Origin of the sequence: Clostridium sp. 'White wine YQ' (assembly GCF_028728205.1) — a bacterium.
Lineage (GTDB): Bacteria > Bacillota > Clostridia > Clostridiales > Clostridiaceae > Clostridium_T.
Genome location: NZ_JAQYUU010000001.1, coordinates 2334832 through 2358078, shown reverse-complemented (window position 1 = coordinate 2358078; position 23247 = coordinate 2334832). Strand labels below are relative to the sequence as shown.

The 23247-nt window shown below is 30.6% G+C and carries 23 protein-coding genes and 1 other annotated feature (1 of these 24 only partly in view); of the genes, 15 read left to right on the top strand and 8 right to left on the bottom strand.

Annotation, left to right across the window (positions count from 1 at the left end; all coding sequences use genetic code 11):
* Window positions 1-68 (bottom strand) — a binding site (T-box leader); it reaches 137 nt to the left of the window's first position.
* 168 nt (window positions 69-236) lie between these two features.
* From PTZ02_RS11710 to PTZ02_RS11695, 4 genes are all read left to right on the top strand, one after another.
* Window positions 237-599 (top strand): YccF domain-containing protein, encoded by a 363-nt coding sequence (locus PTZ02_RS11710; protein ID WP_274227961.1) that lies wholly within the window; start codon window positions 237-239, stop codon window positions 597-599.
* 133 nt (window positions 600-732) lie between these two features.
* The gene (locus tag PTZ02_RS11705; protein WP_274227960.1) at window positions 733-1428 is read left to right on the top strand and encodes a response regulator transcription factor; all 696 of its coding nucleotides are present in this window, start codon (window positions 733-735) and stop codon (window positions 1426-1428) included.
* Window positions 1403-3688 (top strand): sensor histidine kinase, encoded by a 2286-nt coding sequence (locus PTZ02_RS11700; RefSeq protein ID WP_274227959.1) that lies wholly within the window; start codon window positions 1403-1405, stop codon window positions 3686-3688. Before PTZ02_RS11705 ends, PTZ02_RS11700 begins: the two co-directional genes overlap by 26 nt.
* Window positions 3689-3821: 133 nt before the next feature.
* Window positions 3822-4367: an NADH peroxidase gene (locus tag PTZ02_RS11695; protein WP_202769420.1), complete on the top strand. Its 546-nt coding sequence runs from the start codon at window positions 3822-3824 to the stop codon at window positions 4365-4367.
* Window positions 4368-4407: 40 nt separating this feature from the next.
* Here the strand turns inward: PTZ02_RS11695 and PTZ02_RS11690 are convergent, their stop codons facing one another.
* Window positions 4408-4962 (bottom strand): GNAT family N-acetyltransferase, encoded by a 555-nt coding sequence (locus tag PTZ02_RS11690; protein ID WP_274227958.1) that lies wholly within the window; start codon window positions 4960-4962, stop codon window positions 4408-4410.
* Between the two features lie 411 nt (window positions 4963-5373).
* On the opposite strand from PTZ02_RS11690, the gene aroF (PTZ02_RS11685) reads away from it, so the two are divergent.
* The 10 genes from aroF (PTZ02_RS11685) to PTZ02_RS11640 all read left to right on the top strand — a co-directional run bounded on the left by aroF (PTZ02_RS11685) (window position 5374) and on the right by PTZ02_RS11640 (window position 14880).
* Window positions 5374-6387 (top strand): 3-deoxy-7-phosphoheptulonate synthase, encoded by a 1014-nt coding sequence (gene aroF / locus PTZ02_RS11685; RefSeq protein WP_274227957.1) that lies wholly within the window; start codon window positions 5374-5376, stop codon window positions 6385-6387.
* Window positions 6388-6403: 16 nt separating this feature from the next.
* Window positions 6404-7459, top strand: coding sequence for a 3-dehydroquinate synthase (gene aroB / locus PTZ02_RS11680; protein ID WP_274227956.1), 1056 nt, complete (start codon window positions 6404-6406; stop codon window positions 7457-7459).
* Window positions 7460-7474: 15 nt separating this feature from the next.
* Window positions 7475-8755, top strand: coding sequence for a 3-phosphoshikimate 1-carboxyvinyltransferase (gene aroA / locus PTZ02_RS11675; RefSeq protein WP_274227955.1), 1281 nt, complete (start codon window positions 7475-7477; stop codon window positions 8753-8755).
* Window positions 8733-9809 carry a chorismate synthase gene (gene aroC / locus PTZ02_RS11670; RefSeq protein ID WP_274227954.1) on the top strand — a complete coding sequence of 359 codons (1077 nt, stop codon included), beginning with the start codon at window positions 8733-8735 and terminating at the stop codon, window positions 9807-9809. Before aroA ends, aroC begins: the two co-directional genes overlap by 23 nt.
* 4 nt (window positions 9810-9813) lie before the next feature.
* Window positions 9814-10959 carry a prephenate dehydratase gene (pheA, locus tag PTZ02_RS11665; protein ID WP_274227953.1) on the top strand — a complete coding sequence of 382 codons (1146 nt, stop codon included), beginning with the start codon at window positions 9814-9816 and terminating at the stop codon, window positions 10957-10959.
* Window positions 10956-11765 (top strand): shikimate dehydrogenase, encoded by an 810-nt coding sequence (gene aroE, locus PTZ02_RS11660; protein ID WP_274227952.1) that lies wholly within the window; start codon window positions 10956-10958, stop codon window positions 11763-11765. The genes pheA and aroE overlap by 4 nt, the downstream gene beginning before the upstream one ends.
* A 15-nt stretch (window positions 11766-11780) precedes the next feature.
* On the top strand, window positions 11781-12287 hold the full coding sequence (locus tag PTZ02_RS11655; RefSeq protein WP_274227951.1) for a shikimate kinase: 507 nt from the start codon (window positions 11781-11783) through the stop codon (window positions 12285-12287).
* A gap of 105 nt (window positions 12288-12392) precedes the next feature.
* Window positions 12393-12830 carry a type II 3-dehydroquinate dehydratase gene (gene aroQ, locus PTZ02_RS11650; protein ID WP_238882157.1) on the top strand — a complete coding sequence of 146 codons (438 nt, stop codon included), beginning with the start codon at window positions 12393-12395 and terminating at the stop codon, window positions 12828-12830.
* A 180-nt stretch (window positions 12831-13010) separates the two neighbouring features.
* Entirely contained in the window at window positions 13011-14024 is a 1014-nt protein-coding gene (gene aroF / locus PTZ02_RS11645; RefSeq protein WP_274227950.1) for a 3-deoxy-7-phosphoheptulonate synthase, read from the top strand.
* A 22-nt stretch (window positions 14025-14046) separates the two neighbouring features.
* The gene (locus PTZ02_RS11640) at window positions 14047-14880 is read left to right on the top strand and encodes a prephenate dehydrogenase (protein ID WP_274227949.1); all 834 of its coding nucleotides are present in this window, start codon (window positions 14047-14049) and stop codon (window positions 14878-14880) included.
* 61 nt (window positions 14881-14941) lie between these two features.
* Here the strand turns inward: PTZ02_RS11640 and PTZ02_RS11635 are convergent, their stop codons facing one another.
* Window positions 14942-15496, bottom strand: a complete 555-nt coding sequence (locus PTZ02_RS11635) for a class IV adenylate cyclase (RefSeq protein ID WP_274227948.1) — start codon at window positions 15494-15496, stop codon at window positions 14942-14944.
* 242 nt (window positions 15497-15738) lie between these two features.
* Here PTZ02_RS11635 and PTZ02_RS11630 point away from each other — a divergent pair, with 242 nt between their 5' ends.
* Window positions 15739-16779, top strand: coding sequence for a nucleoid-associated protein (locus PTZ02_RS11630; protein ID WP_274227947.1), 1041 nt, complete (start codon window positions 15739-15741; stop codon window positions 16777-16779).
* Window positions 16780-17001: 222 nt separating this feature from the next.
* On the opposite strand, the gene PTZ02_RS11625 is transcribed toward PTZ02_RS11630, so the two are convergent.
* The 6 genes from PTZ02_RS11625 to argC all read right to left on the bottom strand — a co-directional run bounded on the left by PTZ02_RS11625 (window position 17002) and on the right by argC (window position 23240).
* On the bottom strand, window positions 17002-17772 hold the full coding sequence (locus tag PTZ02_RS11625) for a collagen-like protein (RefSeq protein ID WP_274227946.1): 771 nt from the start codon (window positions 17770-17772) through the stop codon (window positions 17002-17004).
* Window positions 17773-17910: 138 nt separating this feature from the next.
* Entirely contained in the window at window positions 17911-18849 is a 939-nt protein-coding gene (argF, locus tag PTZ02_RS11620; protein ID WP_274227945.1) for an ornithine carbamoyltransferase, read from the bottom strand.
* Between the two features lie 23 nt (window positions 18850-18872).
* The gene (locus PTZ02_RS11615) at window positions 18873-20048 is read right to left on the bottom strand and encodes an aspartate aminotransferase family protein (RefSeq protein WP_274227944.1); all 1176 of its coding nucleotides are present in this window, start codon (window positions 20046-20048) and stop codon (window positions 18873-18875) included.
* A gap of 13 nt (window positions 20049-20061) precedes the next feature.
* Complete coding sequence (gene argB, locus PTZ02_RS11610) at window positions 20062-20913, bottom strand: acetylglutamate kinase (RefSeq protein WP_274227943.1); 852 nt, start codon at window positions 20911-20913, stop codon at window positions 20062-20064.
* A 15-nt stretch (window positions 20914-20928) separates the two neighbouring features.
* Window positions 20929-22152: a bifunctional ornithine acetyltransferase/N-acetylglutamate synthase gene (argJ, locus tag PTZ02_RS11605; RefSeq protein WP_274227942.1), complete on the bottom strand. Its 1224-nt coding sequence runs from the start codon at window positions 22150-22152 to the stop codon at window positions 20929-20931.
* A 53-nt stretch (window positions 22153-22205) separates the two neighbouring features.
* Window positions 22206-23240 carry an N-acetyl-gamma-glutamyl-phosphate reductase gene (argC, locus tag PTZ02_RS11600; RefSeq protein ID WP_274227941.1) on the bottom strand — a complete coding sequence of 345 codons (1035 nt, stop codon included), beginning with the start codon at window positions 23238-23240 and terminating at the stop codon, window positions 22206-22208.
* Window positions 23241-23247 lie beyond the last annotated feature (7 nt).

Genomic DNA, 23247 nt, shown 5'->3' with positions numbered 1-23247 from the left:
ATTTTACACCAACCAATAGCTCTCTAAAAATGAAATTCAATACTACTACTTCTAATCAATGCATTAAGTTATTACATTATATGTTATTATATGATATTTCAATGGGTAAATCAAGAATGAAATTAGGAGGATATATTGTGGCATAAAAATAAATCTTAAGATTTTATAATTTTTAACTATAAGGTACTCAAAAATAAAAATAATTATATATAATATATCAAAAGGAGAGTGTTGAAATGAGCTTTTTTGGTAATATTATATGGATTGTTTTTGGAGGGTTAATACACAGTATCGCATGGTTATTTTTTGGAGCCCTTTGGTGTTTGACTATTGTGGGGATACCAATAGGAGTTCAATGTTTCAAGATGGCATCGCTACAGTTTGCACCTTTTGGCAAAGAGGTGGTTACAGTTGATAATGGAGGAGTAGCCTTCTTAGCTAATATACTTTGGATCATTTTTGGAGGAATCGAGCTTGCATTAGGTAATTTAATATCAGGTGTGATTTTATGCTTAACTATAGTAGGAATTCCTTTTGGGTTACAGTTTTTTAAATTAGCTCAGCTTAGTTTAATGCCGTTTGGAAAAGAAATTAGATAAATTAATTAATTTTGTAAGGGAATTGTAAGAATTACAGAGGTTACTTTGTAATTCTTTTATTTTACCATTTATCTTAAGGTGGTTCCTTAGGAGGTGATATAATATATGGGAGAAGAGATGAGGGGGAGAGTATATGACTAAAGAGAACATATTGGTAGTAGATGATGAAATAGAAATAACAGATGCAATAGAGATATATTTAAGAAATGAAGGATATAACGTATTTAAAGCTTATGATGGACTAGAGGCCTTAGATATTTTAAGTTCAGAAGAGATACATCTTATTATTATGGATATTATGATGCCTAAAATGGATGGAATGAGAGTTACATTAAAAATAAGAGAAAGCAAAAACATACCAATAATAATGCTATCAGCAAAATCACAAGATACTGACAAGATATTGGGGCTTAATTTAGGAGCAGATGATTATATTACAAAGCCTTTTAATCCCATAGAATTAATCGCGAGAGTAAAATCACATTTAAGAAGATATATTAAGTTTGGCAATTACGTTGGAGAACCTGAAGGAGCTATAGTAGTTGGAGGATTATATTTAAATAAATTAACTAAGGAATTTAAGGTAGATGGACAAGATGTAAAGGTAACTCCATTAGAATTAAAAATTCTTACCTTACTTATGGAGAATAAGGGAAGAGTATTTTCAATTGAAGAAATATATGAAAGAGTTTGGAATGAGCCATCTTTTAATGCAGATACGGTAACAGTTCACATAAGAAGAATAAGAGAAAAAATAGAAATAAATCCAAAAGAACCTAGATATTTAAAGGTGGTGTGGGGAATTGGCTATAAAATTGAAAAACAATAAATTTATATATTTTTTATGTCTTATAATATTAATTTCTTCATTATTTGCTCAAACGATAATAATACCTGAACTGGTAAGAGGTTATGTTTATAGAAAAACAAGTTTTATAGAATCAATAGAATTTAAGTCTAATCTTTTTGATTTTTATGGTACATTAATGGATTCATACTCAAAGTATGGAGCAGGAGAAAATAGTGATAGATTTAAGGAAATTTCTAAGACTGATATACAAAATAGGTTAAAGGTACACGAAGATGAGTATAATTCAATAAAAGTTCAGTTAGATCAAATAAAGGAAAATGAGAAAAGAGATGCAAATAAAGATGTAAATAATGGAGTAATTAATGATGTAATTAGTGATGTAACTAATGATGGAGTTAATAAAATAACAACAGGTGAAGGAACTTTTTATAGTATACCTGAATTAGGAGATTTTAAAACTTATGATGAAGGACTTACTCTATTTAACAATAAAATTCCAAAACCAACTGAAGAAGATGCAAAAAAGGAATTATTATCAGAGAAAAAATCATCATATCAAAGTTTAGAAAAAGTATTTGATATTTATAAAAATTTTCAGTATGTAATTTATAATGGTGAAAATGACGAAATATTAAAAACAAACTTAGAAAAAGAGTTTAGTAATAGTGAGGAGATTAAAAACTTACAAAAAGATGCTAGATTCTATGTGCTTTTTGATGGAGTAAAGGCAGGAAACATACTAGAGAATATAACAGGAACTATTAATGGTAATTACTTTAGTGATTATGATTCTAGGTCCTATGATGCAGTAAAAAGTGAAAAAATAAAGCTACTAATAATGCTACCTCAAAAGCTATATTATCAAGATAATATAAAACAAGCTGAAGATAGATTTTTATATGGACAAAATAATTTTATGAAATTTGCTATTTCAGAAGGAGTAGCAGTTGTATTACTTTTATTATCTTTAGTATATGTAATAAAGCATAGAAGAAATTTAATTGATAATTTTGTAGTTAGAGCATATAAAGAAATGTGGTTAGAAATGAAATTAGTATTGAACATTTTTATTGCTTATTTGTTAAATTTCTTTACTAGTTTAGTATTCAATTTTTATGGTGCGGAAGAGAAGATAGTTTTATCTATTTATTTCATAATGTGCACCTATATCCTACTGAGAAAAAGAGTTAAGCTAATTGGAATAAAAGGAGTCATAAAAGAAAGCAGTGTTTTATATAGATTATTTAACCAAGTAAAGAAAGTATTTTTAGTGAAATCAATAGGAATAAAAGTGAGTATATTTGTTCTATTAACATTAGTATTCATCTTTGCACTATTCTTAATTCCAATATCAAGAAGCTTAACACTTAGTATTATTATAATTTTAGTTTATATAATTCCTTATTTAGCTTTAGTGGGCTATTATGGAATGAAGTTTACAGTGGGTTTTAGTAAGATTGTAAAAGGTTCAGAGATGATTTGCAGTGGAGATTTAAATTATCAAATAGATGAAAAGCAAATCGGAACCTTGGGCACATTAGCTAAAAATATAAATAGCATTAAAAGCGGGTTAGAAAAATCAATTAAGAATGAAACAAAGAGTGAAAGAATGAAAACAGAGCTAATTACAAATGTCTCCCACGACTTAAAAACGCCACTAACCTCAATAATAAATTATGTTGATTTGATAAAAAAGGGGAACTTATCTAGTGAAGACATCCAAGATTATATAAAGATTATAGATAGAAAATCTCAAAGATTAAAAACTCTAATTGAAGATTTATTTGAAGCTTCTAGAGCTGCAAGCGGAGAAATAGATTTAAATATGGAAAGGCTTGATATAGTCGCTTTACTAAAACAATCTTTGGCAGAATTTGAGGAAAGAATAAAAGATTGTTCTCTAGATTTTAGAGTAAATGCACCAAGTGAAAAAATATATGTTATGGTGGACGGCAAGAGAACTTGGAGAGTATTTGAGAATCAAATTATTAATATTTTAAAGTATTCTTTGGATAATACAAGAGTATATATTAATGTTGAAAAACATGAAGATGAAGTTGTGATTGTAATGAAAAATATTTCAGCCTTCGAGATAGATTTTAATAATGAAGAAATAACAGAACGATTTAAGAGAGGTGATAAGTCGAGAAATACAGAAGGGTCAGGATTGGGTCTAGCTATTTCGAAAGGTCTTACAGAGCTTCAAGGGGGAGAATTTAATGTGGAAGTTGATGGAGATTTATTCAAAACAATAATGAAATTTCCCATTGTAGGATAAAAATCAAAAAAATATAAATAAATTTTGGAAAAACTCTTTACAACTAATAATTATTATTATATAATAAAACATGTCGGGAAGATAAATAAATAAAATAAATATAATAAAATTAATTTCTTAGGAGGAGTTTAATATGAAAAAATTTGTTTGTACAGTATGTGGATATGTTTACGAAGGAGAAGTTGCTCCAGAAAAATGCCCAATTTGTGGAGCTGGTGCAGAAAAGTTTGTTGAACAATCAGGAGAATTAAACTTTGCTGATGAACATAGAATCGGAGTAGCTAATGGAGTAGATGAAAGAATAATCCAAGGATTAAGAGAAAACTTTACTGGAGAATGTACTGAAGTAGGAATGTACCTAGCAATGTCTAGACAAGCAGATAGAGAAGGATATCCAGAAGTTGCAGAAGCTTATAAGAGAATAGCTTTTGAAGAAGCAGAACATGCTTCAAAGTTTGCTGAGTTACTTGGAGAAGTTGTTGTAGCTGATACTAAGAAAAATCTTCAAGCAAGAGTAGATGCAGAGCATGGTGCTTGCCAAGGTAAAAAAGATTTAGCTACATTAGCAAAACAATTAAACTTAGATGCTATTCATGATACAGTACACGAAATGTGTAAAGATGAAGCTAGACATGGAAAAGCATTTAAAGGATTATTAGATAGATATTTCAATAACTAGTAATTAATATAAAGAAGAAGATACAGGGAGTATCTTCTTCTTATTTTATGTTAGTTTCTCTTCTTAGTAGTGAATATATAACTACATCATAAAATTTATCTTTATTTTGATGATGTTCTCTAAGAACTCCTTCTTTTATAAAATTCATGTTTTCTAATACTTTAATCGAAGCAGTATTTTTAGGTTTTACATAAGCCTCAATTCTATTAAGTCTATAATCATTAAAACCAAAGTAAATTAATGCAGTTAAAGCTTCTTTCATATAACCATTTCCCCAATAACTTTTGCCAAGTTCATAACTAATTTCACCAATATGACCTTGATTTAATGTACCTTTGATGAAACCACAAGTTCCAATTAGAATATTGTATTCCTTAGAAAAAATACCCCATCGGAAGCCTTTATTTTTTAGTGATAATTCTTCAAAGTAATTTAGGATTTCTTTTGCTTCTTCATTAGTTTTTAATGAATCAATATTGAGATATTTAGTAACGTCATTATCAGACCAATAATTAAACAAAACTGAAGAATCATTTTCTTGCAGCTTAGTGAGTACCAATCGAGGAGTTTCTAAAACTACTAAGTCTTTTCTCATTTGTTCTTTCACCCCATGTGAAATAGTAGTAATACTAATACTAATATATGATGCACTTAAATGATTGACATTATAATAAATTTTCAGTAAAGGATTTCTAAATGTTGACAGAGAATGATCTTTAGTATACAATGAAAAAAAGAATTTTACAAAATTTCTCACAGGAGGTTATCATGCTTACTAGAATTAACAAAATAGCAGGACAATTTTTTGGATACTTTTACTTTAGCTGGGGCTTTTATTTTAGCGCTGGTCAATTGTTCTGTAATAAAATAGTTGTTAATTCCTAATGAGTAAGGATAATCTTAACTAAACTTTTAATTATAAAAAATTACCTTGGATAAATAAGGCTCATTAGATGGGCCTTATTTTTTTTATAAATAATTAAATAATTTAAGGGGGCATTTATTAATGATTGTAATTTTAAAACCAAAAACATCAAAGGCTGAGGTGGATAATTTAACCAAAGCAATCGAAAACCTTGGGGTAGAAGTACATCCAGTAATAGGAAAAGAATTAATGATATTAGGACTAATTGGGGACACTAGTAAGATTGATCCTAATAAAATTGAAGCAAATAGGAACGTTGAGAGGGTTATGCACGTTCAAGAACCATTCAAGAAGGCAAATAGAATGTTTCATCCAGAGAATTCCAAGGTGGATGTAAATGGCATTACTATTGGGGGAAAAAAGATTGCACTTATAGCAGGACCTTGTTCAGTAGAAAGTGAAGAACAAATAATATCAATTGCTAAAAGTGTAAAAGAATCTGGAGCACAGTTATTAAGAGGAGGAGCTTTTAAGCCAAGAACTTCACCATATAGTTTCCAAGGACTAGAAACTGAGGGGTTAGACCTTCTTAAGATAGCAAGAAAAGAAACAGGAATGCCAATTGTAACAGAAATTATGTCAACACAATATTTAGATAGATTTGTTGAAGATGTTGATATTATACAAGTTGGAGCAAGGAATATGCAAAACTTTGACTTGCTTAAGGAATTAGGCAAAACAAATAAAACTATTCTTTTAAAAAGAGGATTATCAGCAACAATTGAAGAGTTATTGATGTCTGCAGAGTATATTATGGCTGGTGGAAATAATAATGTAATTCTTTGCGAAAGAGGTATAAGAACATTCGAAACTTACACAAGAAACACATTAGACTTAAGTGCTATACCTGCAATTAAGAAACTAAGCCATTTACCAGTAGTAGTAGATCCTAGTCACGCTGCAGGAAAGAATTGGATGGTAGATCCTCTTTCAAAAGCAGCAATAGCAGTGGGGGCAGATGGGCTTATAATTGAAGTACACAATGACCCAGTTAATGCTCTTTGTGATGGACCTCAGTCCATAAGACCAGAAGAGTATGACAAATTAGTAAAGGAATTATCACTAATTGCATCAGCGGTAGGAAGAGAAATATAAATTTGGGGGGATTGCATTGAATTTAAAAGTAAATCTAGGAGAAAATTCATATCCCATATATATAGAAAAGGGAGCCCTAAACAAGCTTCCAAGTTTAATAAAAACTAGCTTAAAAGCATATAAGATAGCAATTATTTCTGATGAAAATGTATATGGAATATATGGAGAAAATATAAAAACTTCACTAGAAGAAGCTGGATATAAAGTAGAATCAATAGTGCTTTCACCAGGGGAAAAGACAAAATCTTTTAATACGCTACCACATATTTATAATGAACTTCTAGGCTTTAAGTTAACAAGAAGTGATTTAATCATAGCATTAGGCGGAGGAGTTATTGGAGATTTAGCAGGATTTGTTGCTTCAACTTTTTTAAGAGGGGTTCCTTTTATACAAGTTCCAACATCACTTTTAGCTCAAGTAGATTCTAGTGTAGGAGGAAAAGTTGGAGTTGATTTAGAGAAAGGAAAGAATCTTGTGGGAAGTTTCTATCATCCTAAAATGGTAGTAATAGACACTGATGTTTTAAATACTCTTTCAGATAGATTTCTTAAAGATGGGTTAGCTGAAGTAATAAAATATGGTTGTATAAAAGACAAGGATCTTTTTGAGACGTTAAAGAATTTTAAAGATGAAGAAGACCTTATGAACAATATTGAATCAATTATATTTACTTGTTGTGATATTAAGAGAAGAGTAGTGGAGGAAGATGAAAAAGATACTGGAGAAAGAATGCTTTTGAATTTCGGGCATACACTAGGGCATGCAATAGAGCAATATTATAACTATGAAAAATATTCTCATGGTGAAGGTGTAGCTATTGGAATGTATGAAATAATGAAAGTAGCAGCTAAAAAATCTTTAGTTAGTTGCAAGGTTTCAGAAGAAATTAAAGAAATATTAATTAAATATGGATTACCATATTCCTTAGAAAATGAGAATAAGAACAAACTAATTGAAGTGATAAAGCTTGATAAGAAGTTTTTAAATAATGCACTAAACTTAATATTACTAAAGGATATAGGAGAAAGTTATATATACAAAACAAAAGATGACTTTTTCTCAAGTTTATGATTTTAGGAGGATATTATGGATAAATTAACTATTACTCCAGGAAAATTAAAAGGAGAAGTAAAAATACCTCCTTCAAAAAGTATGGCTCATAGGGCAGTTATCTGTGCCTCCTTAAGTAAGGGGAAGAGTAAAATAACTAATATAGAGTTCTCGGAAGATATTATAGCTACTATTGAGGCAATGAAGTCATTAGGAACCGAAATAAAAGTTTTCGAAGATTATTTAGAAATCGATGGAGAAAATACTTTTACAAAAAGTGAAAGATTAATTGATTGTAACGAATCAGGTTCAACCCTTAGATTTATGGTTCCTATAGCTTTAGTAAAAGATTCAAGGACCAACTTTATTGGTAAAGGAAACTTGGGAAAAAGACCATTAAATACCTACTATGAAATATTTGATAGACAGTGCATTAAATATGATTATGAAGATGGGGTTCTTGATTTGAATGTCGAAGGGGAGTTAAAGGGTGAAGAATTTAAGGTAAGAGGAGATATTAGTTCTCAATTTATTAGTGGATTATTATTTTCACTTCCTCTATTAAAAGAAGATTCTAAAATAACTATTACAACTAAACTTGAGTCAAAAGGATACATTGATTTAACACTAAGCATGCTTAAGCTTTATGGTATAGAAATTATAAACAATGATTATAGAGAATTCATAATAAAAGGTAATCAAAGCTATAAGGCTAAGGATTATAGAGTTGAGGGGGATTATTCTCAAGCTGCATTTTTCCTTGTAGCAGATACAATTGGCAGTGATGTTATAATTAAAGATTTAAATGTAAATTCTCTACAAGGAGACAAGGAAATATTAGATATTATCGCAAGAATGGGCGGAGAAATAGAAGAAAATGCTGTAGGCATAAAAGTAGCAACTAGGAATAAGAAAAACACAGTAATTGATGCTTCTCAATGTCCTGATATAATACCAGTTTTAACTGTTTTGGCAGCAGTTACTAAAGGGACAACTAATATAATTAATGCAGAAAGATTAAGAATTAAAGAATGTGATAGATTAAAGGCTATATCTACTGAATTGAATAAGTTAGGTGCAAATGTGAAGGAACTAGAAAATTCTCTAGTTATTGAAGGAGTAGCTAGCTTAAATGGCGGAATAGTACATTCATGGAATGATCATAGAATTGCCATGAGTTTAGCTATTGCAGCTACCTGTTGTACAGAAAAGGTAACAATTGAAAATCCAGGTTGTGTAAAGAAATCCTATCCAAGTTTTTGGAGAGATTATAAGAGTTTAGGAGGAAAGATCAATGAGTGGAGTTTGGGGCAATAAAATTCAAATATCAATATTTGGAGAATCACACGGAAATGCCATAGGTATTAATATAAGTGGACTTCCATCAGGCGTGCTTTTAGATATAGAAGCTATAAACGAAAAGATGGAAAGAAGAGCACCAGGAAGAAGCAAAATTTCTACTGCAAGAAGTGAGGCTGATAAGGTAGAGATTTTAAGCGGAGTTTTTGAAGGAAGAACAACAGGGGCACCTCTTTGTGGAATAATAAGAAATAGTGATACTAGAAGCCAAGATTATTCAAAGCTTAAAGATTTAATGAGACCAGGACACTCGGATTATCCAGCTAAGATAAAATATCAAGGTTTTAATGATTATAGAGGCGGAGGTCACTTTTCAGGAAGAATAACAGCACCACTAGTATTTGCTGGGGCTATAGCAGAGCAAATATTAAAGGAAAAAGGTGTTTATATCGGAGCTCATGTGAAGTCTATAAATAATATTGAAGATGATAGTTTTAATCCACTAGAAATTACAAAAGAGCAATTAGCTTCATTAAAAGGTTCTGACTTATCAGTATTAAATAATGAGCAAGGCGAAAAAATGAGAGAATTGATTCTTCAAGCAAAGAAAGAAGGAGATTCCTTAGGTGGAGTAGTTGAATGTGCAATATCAGGTATTCCAGCAGGTGTTGGAGATCCATTTTTCGATTCAGTAGAAAGTACCTTAGCACATCTAGTATTTTCTGTACCTGCAGTGAAAGGTATCGAATTTGGGGCTGGATTTGATATTACGAAGATGAAAGGATCAGAAGCTAATGACAGTTATTATTATGAAGGTGATGAAATAAAAACTAAAACAAATAATAACGGTGGAATATTAGGGGGAATTTCAAATGGAATGCCTATAATATTTAGAGCTGCAGTTAAGCCTACATCTTCAATTATAAAGATTCAAGATACTATAGATATAAATAAAAAACAAGAAGATAAGTTGCAAGTAGTAGGAAGACATGATCCTTGCATTGTTTCAAGAGCAGTAGTTGTAATTGAAGCTGTAAGTGCTCTTGGAATTTTAGACTTAATGTTGAGGTGAAAAAATGGATGGGTTAGAAGGCTGGAGAAAAAAGATTGATGAAATTGATAGGGAGTTAATGGATTTATTTGAAAGAAGAATGGACTTAGTAGCAAATGTTGCAAAATATAAAGAAGAAAATAATCTTCCTATATTTCAAGAAGATAGAGAAAAACTTGTAATAGAGAAAAACTTAAACCATATACAAAAAGAAGAACTTAAAAAATATGCTGAGGAATTCCTTCAATCCTTAATGGATGTGAGCAAAGAATACCAACGTGAAAAAGTCATTAATGAAAAGAATAAAATTAAGATTGCAGAAATACATGAGCCATCAGAAAAGCTTGATATCTTAAAGATTGGTTATGGTGGAACTGAAGGATCATTTTCTGAAGAGGCATTATTAAAATATTTTGGTGAAAATCATAAAAGAAAAAGCTATGAAGAGTTTGAAGGAGTATTTGTTGGATTAAAAAATGGTGAAATAGACTATGGTGTAGTGCCAATAGAGAATTCCTCAACTGGAGCAGTTAATGATGTTTATGATTTACTTAGAAAATATGGGTTTTATATTGTAGGTGAGGAATCAATTTCTATTACACAACATTTGTTAGGCTGCAGGGGATCTAAAATAGAGTTAATAAAAGAGGTCTATTCTCATACTCAAGGACTTCAGCAAAGCAGTAATTTTTTGAAGAAATATCCTGAGTGGAAAAAGATCCCTAATAATAACACAGCACTTGCCGCAAAATTAATAAGTGAAACAAATGATTGTACCAAAGCAGCTATAGCATCTAAAAGGGCAGCATCAATATATGGATTAGATATACTAAAAGAAAACATAAATAATGAAGAAAGCAATCACACTAGATTTATAGTAATCGGAAAAACTATAGAAAACTCAAAGGAAAAAGACAGAATATCGGTAGTATTTACCCTTGAAAACAAGGTAGGAACACTATTTAATATGTTAAGTTATATTAATAGAAATGGACTTAATATGGTTAAAATAGAATCAAGACCTGTTGGGAAAGAACCTTGGAAATACTATTTCTATATAGATTTCCAAGGAAATTTGGAAGAGGATTCTGTAAATAACACATTAACACTGATTCAGAAAAATAGTTCATATTATAGATTGCTAGGTGCATTTAAGGGGGTAAGCTTATGAAACTATATGGATTATTAGGCGAAAAGCTTGGTCATTCTTTATCTCCAGAAATACATGAGCAAATATTTAAGAATCTAAATATAAATGGAAACTATGCATTATTTCAAATAAAAAAAGAAGATTTATTTAAAGTTATAGAAGCAATAAATGTATTAGGAATATCAGGGGTAAATGTTACAATCCCATATAAGCAAGAAATAATGAAATATTTAGATTTTATATCAGAAGAAGCTAGAAATATTGATGCAGTAAACACAATCGTATTTAAAGATGGAAAATCTTATGGATATAATACTGACTATTTTGGTTTTCAAAATATGTTAAAAAGAGAAGATATAATATTAAAAGATAAGATTGCAGTGGTTTTAGGTACAGGAGGAGCTTCGAAGTCAGTAATTCAATGTCTTAGGGATAATAAAGTTAAGAAGATTTATATGGTTTCTAGAAACAAGGAAAGCATTAAGGGTAACGATAATACAGATATTATTGTAGTTTCATATGAAGAGCTTAGTAATATAAGTGGAGATATGTTAATAAATACTACACCTGTAGGTATGTATCCTAATATAAATGAAACCCCTGTAAATAAAGATATAATAAGTAACTTTGAAGTTATTGTAGATATTATATATAATCCTCAAGAAACAAAGTTATTAAGATTAGGTAAAGAACTTGGACTTAAGACTATAAATGGAATGTATATGCTAGTAGATCAAGCAGTTAAGGCTGAAGAGATATGGCAAGAAAGAGTTATTGATGAAAATATAAGTAATGAAATATACAATAAGCTTTCAAAAATGTTTTAAACTAGAGGAGTATTTATGGGGAAAAATATAGTTTTAATAGGAATGCCTGGATGTGGAAAGACAACCATAGGAAAGCTAATATCAGAAAAATTTCAATACGGATTTGTTGACATGGACCAGTACATTGAAGAAAGCCAAGGACAAACAATAAAAGAGATGTTTCAAGAAAGTGAGACTTTCTTTAGAGATAAGGAAACTATTGCATGTAAGGAATTATCTAAATGCTCTAGTAAAGTTATCTCAACTGGCGGAGGCGTAATAAAGCGTAGAGAAAATATAGAGTACCTTAAGGAAAATAGTATCATAATATTTATTGATAGAAACATAGAGGATATAATTGGAGATGTTAATATTTATTCAAGACCACTATTAAATGATGGAGTAGGAAGATTATATGAGCTTTATGAAGAACGATATGGTTTATATAAAAAGTATTCCGAATTAACTATTATAAATAAAGGCTCATTAGAAGAAGTAGTAGAAAAGATAGTTTCTAAAATAGCAATAAGTGATATAATTTGAGTAACCATTAATATGAAATATACAGGGTTTTAAGTCCAACTAACAATTTATTTAAACAAGAATAAATTAAGCTTCCTATAAAAAACCCTATATTAGGAGGGAACTATGAAAGTAATGGTCCTAAATGGTCCCAATATCAACTTTGTTGGGATAAGAGAAAAAGATGTATATGGCATAAAATCATATGAAGATATATGTTCATATGTGGTGGAAGAAGGTAAAAAAATAGGATTTGAAGTAGATATTTTTCAAGATAATGTTGAGGGGGAATTAATTAACCTTATTCAGAAAGCATATTTAGAAAAGTATCACGGAATTGTTATTAATCCGGGGGCTTACACACATACATCTATAGCTTTATTTGATGCATTAAAAAGTGTATCAATACCAGCAGTAGAGGTGCATTTATCCAATATCCATAAAAGAGAAGAATTTAGGCATAAATCTTTCACTGCCCCAGCTTGTGTTGGGCAGATTTCAGGGTTTGGTGAGTATGGATATGTATTAGCTTTAAGTGCTTTAAAGGAGCATTTAAATAAATGATTTTGTAGTATGGTAGGAAGTTTAAAAATTGTAAACTATTGAAGTTTGATTTTTAAACGTAAGTAAAGCAGGACATAGGGTTTTAAGTTCAACTAATAACTTATTTATGTAAGGATAAGTTAAGTTTCCTATAAAAAACCCTATAGTAGAAAAAATTAAAAATTTAGGAGGATGGTAGAAATGATAGTTATCATGAACAACAAGGCAAAAGATGATGAGATTAAAAAGGTAATGGGAATAGTAGAGGGACTAGGGTTAGAAGCCAATCTTTCAAAAGGAGGATCTTTCTGCGTAATAGGATTAGTAGGAGATACCTCTATAATAGATGGAGATAAGCTTATGGCGATAGACGGAGTAGAAAAAGTGTTAAAAGTACAAGAGCCTTACAAAAAGGCTAATAGGTTATTTAAACCTGAAAATAGTATTATAGATGTAAATGGTAATAAAATAGGGGGCAAGAATTTTGCTGTAATGGCTGGTCCTTGTTCAGTTGAATCTGAAGAACAAATAATTGAAGTTGCTAAAAAAGTTAAGGAGTCAGGAGCTAATTTCCTTAGAGGAGGAGCTTTTAAACCGAGAACTTCCCCATATAGTTTCCAAGGATTAGAGCTTGAAGGACTTAATTTATTATTAAAAGCTAAGGAAGCTACAGGATTATCAATAGTTACTGAAATAATGTCTACAGATTATATAGATGTTTTTGAGGAAAAAGTTGATGTAATTCAAGTTGGTGCAAGAAATATGCAAAACTTTGATTTACTAAAGCAATTAGGAAAAACTAATAAAACAATTCTTTTAAAGCGTGGTCTTTCAGCTACGTTTGAAGAGTGGATTATGTCTGCTGAGTATATTATGGCAGGTGGTAATGAAAATGTTGTTTTATGTGAGAGAGGAATTAGAACCTTTGAAACATATACAAGAAATACATTAGACTTAAGTGCAATTCCAGTAATTAAAAAGTTGACTCACTTACCAATAATAATTGACCCTTCACATGCAGGAGGAAAATGGTGGTTAGTAGAACCTATGGCTAAAGCAGCAGTAGTAGCAGGTGCAGATGGACTTATGATAGAAGTTCATAATGATCCAGTAAATGCATTAAGTGATGGTGCTCAATCATTAAAGCCTGAAGCCTTTGATGATTTAATGAAAAAAGTTAAAGTTCTTGTTGAATTAGAAGAAAGGGAGCTTTAAAAAATTGCTATAGGTAAAAAATATGATAATAACTATAGTTGGATTAGGAGTTATAGGGGGCTCCTTTGCTATGGCTTTAAATGAACTTCAGGAACATGAGATTTATGGAGTTGATGTAAATAAAGAAACCCTAGTGAAGGCGAAGAAGCTAGGGATAATAAAAGATGGATGTACATCTGGTAGTGACTTTATAAGAAGAAGTGATCTTGTAATTATAGGATTATATCCATCCGCTATATTGAATTTTCTTAAAGAAAATCAAGGTAACTTTAAAAGAGGAGCAATTATTACTGATGTTACTGGTATTAAGGAAACCTTTATTAATGAAGCTTTGGGGATAATACCAAGAGAAGTAGACTTTATTTTTGGACATCCTATGGCAGGAAGAGAAAAAAAGGGAATAGACTTTGCTTCAAAAGAGGTATTTAAAGGCGCTAATTATCTATTAACTCCTCATAATAAAAATAAGGAAGAAAACCTTAGAAAAATTGAGAGCTTAGTTTTAAAGATAGGATTTAGAAGAGTTAGAAGGATAACTCCAAGAGAACATGATAAAATTATATCATTTACTTCACAGCTCCCGCATGCTATTGCAGTAGCTCTAATTAATAGTGATAGAGAAGAATTTGATACAGGATCCTATATAGGAGATTCTTATAGGGATTTAACTAGAATAGCTAATATTAATGAAGGGCTATGGAGTGAACTTTTTTTAGGAAATAAGGATAATTTACTTCAAAGTATAGAGGATTTTCAGAATCAATTAAATAGTATTAAGGATGCAATAATAAATGAGGATAGAGAATCTTTAACCAAACTATTTAAAGAATCTGGAGTAAGAAGAGAAAAGCTATAGTAAAATCATATAAATATAATTTAAGGTATCCATACATTTATTCATGTAGGATACCTTATTTTTATAAACCTTTTTCAGTTTGTATATTTCTTTCGCTTAAAATTTCATATATTGTTTTAGAGGAGGTGTCATCTAAGGAGTAGCCTAAAAGATGAAGAACCTCTTCCAATTCTTCCTCAGAGTTAGTTTCAAACTCAACATAAGGAAATGGACAGAAACTTTTATCATTAATATCTATTTCTATTAAAGTATTTTTGTATTTGTAACTTTCTCTATATTTTTTAATACTTTGAACTAATTCCAAACCTAAAGAGTTAAAAATCTTCTTACCAACTTCCCCATCTTCAATAATACATTCATTTTCTTCCATAACCTTAAATCTTTCTTGTGATAGCATTTTTTTTGTTGTCATATAACTAACAATTTTATTATTAATTAGATCATTAACTATTCTAATTCTTGCGTATCCTTTTTCATTTAAAAGTCTTCTGTCTGGATAATCAAAAATGTTATTTATTTGATTTTCCTCTTTAACTTTTTCGGCTTTAATTTTAATAAGGTTATTTCTTAAGATATCTAAATCAATATCAAGTATTCTAGTTTCAAGTTCTTTCATAAAATCAGTCCTTCCATAAAACTACTAAAAGATTATATTTATTATAAATCATCAAAATACAAAGGTAAATATGATATAATATGTGAAGTAAAAGATGACATGTAATGAAAGTTATAAATCATTTTATAGGGTTTTAAGTTCAACTATTAACTTATTCATGCCTGAAAATGTCCAGATGCCGACATTTTCAAACAAGTATAAGTTAAGTTTCCTATCAAAAACACTATAAGTAGGAGGTTTTTATGGAGTATATTAATGATATAAATATTTTAGATGCAGTAATTCATATTTTAGATAATAATTCAGATGAGCCAATTCTGAATCAATATAAATTAGACTTAGGAGATGAGGTATATAAATTTATATATAGACATGTGGAGAGAGCACTAAATGATGAAGAGTTAAAGTATGCGGTATTTAACCCAGAAAGAAATATAGTTAAAGAGCTTTCACAGGAATATTTGAAGGGTGCAAACAATGACTTAGTTGGGATATCACAGGAAATAGCAAGACAACTATTTTCTATCATGAAGGGTAATGGAAATATACCATCATGTGATTTGATGGTTGTAACACTTTCAACTGATCAAGGTCCTATACTTGGTATTTTGAAACTGGATTATGTGAAAAACTTCACGCATAAAATAGATTTTGTTGAGGATAAAATTGGAATAGGAATAGTACAGCAATTTGGTGGATTACCAGCTTCTTCTCAAAGAATACAAAAGTGTGCATTTATAAAGCCTATAATGGAAGGGCAAGAATTTAATTTAATGGTAATTGATAAGCAAAAGAAAAATAAAGATGAGGAAGAGTATGGGACAAACTACTTTATAAATAGTTTATTAGGATGTACTGTTGTAACAAATGAAAGGGATATGACTAAAGCATTTATAAAGGCAACTGAAGCTTGGACTAGAAACAATGTAGTGCAAGATGCGGATAAGGCAGAAAAAATTAGAACAAGTATAAAGGCTAAGCTAAAAGAGGAAGAGAGTATTAATGTACAAGAGCTTTCAAGTGAACTCTTTAAAGAAGAGCCAGAAGCAAAAAGAGCATTTGACGATTATATAGCATCACAAGGTTTAAATGAAGAAGTTCAAGTTGATAAGCAATACGTTGAGAAAAAACTTAAGAGAGTAAGACTTAAGATAGATAAAGAAATAGATTTATACATAGATGAAGAAGCATATCATGATACATCCAAATTTGAAATCATAAGAAATGGTGATGGAAGTATTAATTTAGTAATAAAACATGTTATGAATTATATAGAGAAATAATACAATAAAGAGAGAGTAAATCATATTTAAGATATAATTCTTTAATGATTTTGCTCTCTTTTAATTTATCAGAATATTATGTGGATAAAATTGGTTAAATATATAGTAGCTGTGGATAATGTAAGTAGGATCTTAATAATATTCTATTTATAGAATGAAGAATAGAAAGGAGTGGCTCAAAAGTTTTTATTATTAACATACTTTTGAGCCAATGGAGAAATACTAGGATACTTTTATTATAGTTATATAAGCAGTAACCCCTTGTCTAGCTAATGCAAACCTTCTTACACGAGGAATAATTCTTAATCTTAATACAGAATTTGCTGGAACAGTAACTATTGCATTGCCTACTAATTGACCTTCGTTATCTGGCCAGTATAATCTAGTTCCAGGAATAGATACTAGATTAAGTGTTAGTTCAATAGCAGAATCATTAGCATTTACTGCATTTGCAGAATAAACTATTTCATAATCTCCAGGATCAGTTATAGTTATTCTTGTAGAATCTAAAGTTAGGTTATCTGTAGAAGGGCCTTGATTTTCAAATACTTTATAAATCCTACGATTTGTTGTAGCGGGTTGATTTGTTAAAGTATTTTGATTTGTTGTATCGGCTAGATTTGTTGTAGCTGCTTGATTTGTTGTACTATAAAAGTAGCCATATGCTCCAATTTCTCCAGTAGCTCCAGTGGCACCAGTAGGACCGGTAGCTCCAGTTGGACCAATATCACCTGTAGGGCCAGTAGCACCTGTTGGACCAATATCTCCAGTAGGACCAGTGGCACCAGTAGCACCAGTAGGACCAGTTGGCCCAGTAGGGCAATTAACTATAATAGGACACGGTGGACCATAGCAACCTGCAACTGAATTAATTGATTGATTATATATATCTTTATTGGCCTCACCATAATTAAAGGTGTCATTTGTTGGATTAACCCCATTAGCATGATAATCAAATTGAGTATTATAATTATCTACGTTATCATTATTCAATTATAAACACCTCTTGTTTTAAAAATAATATACTACTAATTATAGTAGTATAGAAGTTTCAAATATGTACCTTAAGTTGGAGTAATTGTATATAAATAATTTAAGAGATGAAGCAATGTTCATCTCTTTTATAAAATGTTAATTAAATTTGTTAGTATTTTTAAGTAGTTTTACTAGTACTGCCTTTTGTGCATGAAGTCTATTTTCAGCCTCTTCAAATATCTCAGAAGAATGAGCTTCTAGAATCTCAGAGGTTATTTCTTCATCTCTATGAGCTGGAAGACAATGAAGAACAATAGCATCATCTTTTGCATAAGACATTAAATCTTTATTTATTTGATACCCACTAAAGGCTTTTATTCTTTTTTCAGTTTCAGCTTCTTGCCCCATACTTGCCCAAACATCAGTAATAATTACGTCTGCATCTTTTGCTGCCTCTTTTGGGTCATTAGTTAAGACAAATTCTACATTATTTAATTCAGATAGTTCGTTTCCTTTAGTTATATAAGCTTCATTGATGGTATATCCATTAGGAGAGGCTATTGAGACCTTAATTCCGAGCTTTAATGCACCAACTAGTAAAGAATTGGCCATATTATTTCCATCACCTATGAAGCAAAGTTTTAAGCCATCAAAAGTTGTTTTAAATTCTCTAATAGTCATAAGATCTGCTAATACTTGACAAGGATGTTCATCATCGGTAAGACCATTTATAATAGGAATGGATGAATGTTTTGCAAGTACTTCAACTTCAGCTTGGTCATAGGTTCTAATCATTATACCATCTAAATACCTTGATAATACTCTAGCAGTGTCTTCTACAGGCTCCCCACGACCTATTTGCAAATCTCTTGAACTTAAAAACAATGCATTTCCTCCAAGCTGGTACATTCCAACTTCAAAACTAACTCTAGTTCTAGTAGAGGATTTTTGAAATATCATTCCAAGAGTCTTGCCCTTTAAATGAGGATGTTCTATATTATGCTTATGCTCATATTTTAATTGATCTGCTAAGTTAAGAATATCTAAAATTTCTTCTTTTGTAAGATCATCCATCTTTAATAAATCTTTATTCATAATAAACCCCCAAAGTCATATTATTATACACTTTCTATTGCTTGTAATAAGATACTTAAACCATTTTCTAGTTCTTCATTTGAAATTATAAGTGGAGGTAACATTCTTAGAACGTTAGGTCCAGCAGTTAAAACTAATAAGCCATTATCTAAGGCGACTTTTTGAATTTTTGAAGCCTCTTCAGTAATTTCTATACCTATCATTAACCCCATACCTCTTACTTCTGTAACTTTTGAGGAGGAAGCATTTTTAAAGAATGTTTTAATTAAGTTACCTTTTTTAGAAACCTCATTTAAAAAGTTATCCTGAGAAACTATATTTAGAACTTCTAAAGCACCAGAAGTGACTACAGGATTTCCTCCAAAGGTTGAACCATGATCACCTGGTTTAAAGGTTTCTTGGAGTTTCTCAGTACATAAAATAGCTCCTATAGGAAGGCCTGCCCCTAAGCCTTTAGCTAAAGTTACTATATCTGGTTCTACATTAAAATTATTAAAACCATATAATTTTCCAGTTCTGCCTATACCGCATTGTACTTCATCAAATATAACTAATAAGTCCTTTTCAGTAGCTATCTTAAAGATTTCATCAACAAAATATTTCTTTAGAGGATTAACTCCGCCTTCCCCTTGTATAGCTTCTATCATAATTGCACAGGTAGATTCATCTACACAAGATGTTAATGATTCTATATCATTAGCATCCGCATATTTAAAGCCTTCAGTAAAAGGGTAGAAGTATTTATGGAATTTTTCTTGTCCAGTAGCCTTCAAAGTTGTTATAGTTCTACCATGGAAGCTCTTATTTAAGGTGATAATTGTATTCCTGCCTTCTCCATATTTGTCATAACTATATTTTCTTGCAAGTTTTATGGCACCTTCATTTGCTTCAGCCCCGGAATTTGCAAAAAAAACTTTCTTCATGTTAGATATTTCAGTTATCTTCTTTGCAAGGTTTAAGACTGGTTCATTTAAAAAAATGTTAGAGGTATGAGCAAGTTTTTTAACTTGTTCAGTAACCGCATTTACCCAACCTTCATGACCATATCCAAGAGAAGATACACCTATTCCGGATGTGAAGTCTATATATTCTTTACCGTTTATATCGTATAGCTTACTTCCTATGCCATGGTCTAGAGTGATAGGAAGAGTAGCGTAAGTGTTCATTAAATTTTCCTTTGCCCCAAGTAAATTATTCATTACAATTTCCCCCTTAATAAATCATAGTTCCTATGCCTTCATCTGAGAATAATTCTAGAATTAATGAATGTTCAACTCTACCATCTATAATGTGAGCCTTCTTAACACCCATTCTAACTGACTCCATACAACAGCCTATTTTAGGAATCATTCCACCTTGTATAACATTTTCTAGATGAAGCTTTGGAATTTCATGTAGTCTTAATTCTGATATAAGAGTTGAAGGATCTTTAGGATCTCTCATAACGCCTGGAACATCTGTAAGTAGCATAAGACTTTCAGCTTTTAGGGCTGAAGCAATCTTAGCCGCACAGGTATCAGCATTTATATTATAAACTTTTCCATCCTCACCTAATGCAACACTACCTATAATAGGAATGTATCCATCAGCAAGAGTTCTTTCAATTATTTCAGTATTAACTTTAGTAATTTCTCCTACGTTCCCTAGATCAACATCACTAGATAATTTTTTCGCTTTTATCATAGAACCATCCATGCCACATAACCCTATAGCCTTACCGCCATAACCTTCAATTAACTTTACTAAGTCTTTATTAACCTTTCCACCTAGAACCATCTGTACAATATCTATTGTTTCTTCATCGGTGTATCTTAAACCATTAATAAAAGTACTTTCTTTATTAATTTTCTTCAAAAAGGAGGAGATGTCTGGACCACCACCATGAACTACAACAACATTTATACCAACACATTTCATCAATATAAGATCATTAATAACTCCTTGTTTCAAGTCTTCATTAATCATAGCATTTCCGCCATATTTAACTACTATTGTTTTACCAGAGTATTGTTGGATGTATGGTAGTGCCTGAACTAATATATTCGCTCTCTCAATATGGTTCAATTTTGTATTCCTCCTTTAGGATCTATAATCTCCGTTTATTTTTACATAGTCATAAGTTAAATCGCAGCCCCAACATGTTACAGTGCTATTCCCAGCTTTCATATCTACAAGTATTTGAATTTCTTTTTCTAAAAGTATATTCTTAGCTATTTCTTCCGAAAAATTCAATGGACTTCCATTTTCACAAACTTTAATAGTACCAGCAGAACTTCCAAAAGTTAAATCAACTTTTAATGGATCAAAATCAATGCCTGAATATCCTAAAGCGCAAAGTATTCTACCCCAATTAGCATCGCTTCCAAATATTGCAGCTTTAACTAAGCTAGAAGAAATAACAGACTTACTAAGTAGTTCACCTTCCTCTTCAGACTTGGCGTTAAGCACAGTACATTCCATTAGCTTGGTGGCACCTTCACCATCTTTAGCAATCATTTTTGCTAGAGAAATTGTTATTTCCTTTAAAGCCTCTAAAAATAAAAGATAATCTTCATTTTCTTCATCTATTAGGTTGTTTTCTGCAAGACCATTAGATAAGATTGTTACCATATCATTGGTTGAAGTATCTCCATCCACTGAAATACGATTATAACTGATATTAACACTATCTTTAAGAGCCTTATCTAGTAGAGTAGGGGAGATATTAATATCTGTAGTTATAAAGGAAAGCATTGTAGCCATATTAGGATGTATCATACCAGAGCCTTTTGCCATGGCACCAATAGTAACGTTTTTACCTGATAGTTCAAACTCTAATGCAAGAGTTTTTTGAAAAGTATCAGTTGTCATGATTGCTTCAGTAGAAGCAAGATATCCATTTTCATTTAAGGAATCAACTAAAGTAGGAATAGAATCTTTTATTTTATCTATATCTAATTGAACCCCAATTACACCAGTTGATGCTACGATTACATCTTCAGTTTTATAATTTAAAGCACTAGCTACAAATTCACACATTTTTTTTGCATTATCTAGCCCAGTTTCACCTGTGCAAGTGTTAGCATTACCGCTATTTATAATAATTGCTTTAGCTGTATTATTTTTCAAGTGTTCTTTTGTTACAAGCAAAGGAGCACCTTTTACTTGATTTTTAGTATATACAGCGGCAGAATTACACTCTGTTTCAGATATTATTAGCGCTAAGTCCTTTTTATCTTTATTTTTTTTAATTCCACAATGGATTCCAGATGAAAGAAATCCTTTTGGGGAAGTTATTCCGCCTTCAATATATTTTATAGCCATAAAAAAGCCCCCTTATTTAATTAGAGTTAAACATAAATTATTACATCTATAGGTTAAAATGCTGGTGGAACAAAATCTAAGCCTTCTGTTTCATCGAAACCTAAAACTATATTCATATTTTGTATACCTTGACCAGCGGCCCCTTTAACCATATTATCTAAACAAGAAATCAAAATTAATTTGTTATTTTCTTCATCATAATGAAGTGATATATGACAATAGTTTGATAGTTTAATATTATTTATTTTTGATGCTTCTCCTAAAGGTAAAATTTTTACAAAGGGCTTATTCTCATAATAAGAGGAGTATTTTTTATGAAGCTCTTTTAAATCCACTTTTTCTTTTGGAGTTACATATATAGTTGATAAAATTCCCCTGTTTATCGGAAGAAGATGTGGCGTAAAAATTAACTTTACTTTTTCAGAAGAAATTGATGATAATACTTCTTCAATTTCTGGTGTATGCCTATGACTAGCTATCTTATAGGCACTTAAGTTTTCATTACAATCAGTAAAGTGACTGCTTTGAGATAAGTTTCTTCCAGCGCCTGTAGCACCAGATTTTGAATCAGCAATTATTCCAGTTGACTCTATGAGATTCATAGATAGTAATGGAAGTAACGCTAATTCGATAGAAGTTGCATAACATCCAGGGTTAGCAATTAATTTGCTTTCTTTTATTTTTCCTTTATTAAGCTCTGGTAACCCATAAACTTCTTTTCCATGCAATTCTGGTATATCAAAACTTTTTCCGTACCACTTTTTATAAATAGTTTCATCAGAAAGTCTAAAATCTGCCCCCATATCAATGCAGATTTTACCTTTTGATAGTATTTTTTTCGCTATATGCTCACTTAATCCATGAGGAAGTGCTGCGAAAATAACATCACTTTTATCAATTACCTCATCCTCTTCTGAACATATTAAGTTAGTAAGTTTATAGAAACTTGGATATATTTCTGATAGATTTTGCCCCTTAAAACTAACAGATGAAATAGCTGCAATTTCAACCTTTTTATGATTCATCAAAAGTCTTATAAGTTCAGCCCCAACGTATCCTGTCCCACCAATTATTCCGACCTTTATCAAATTAGTA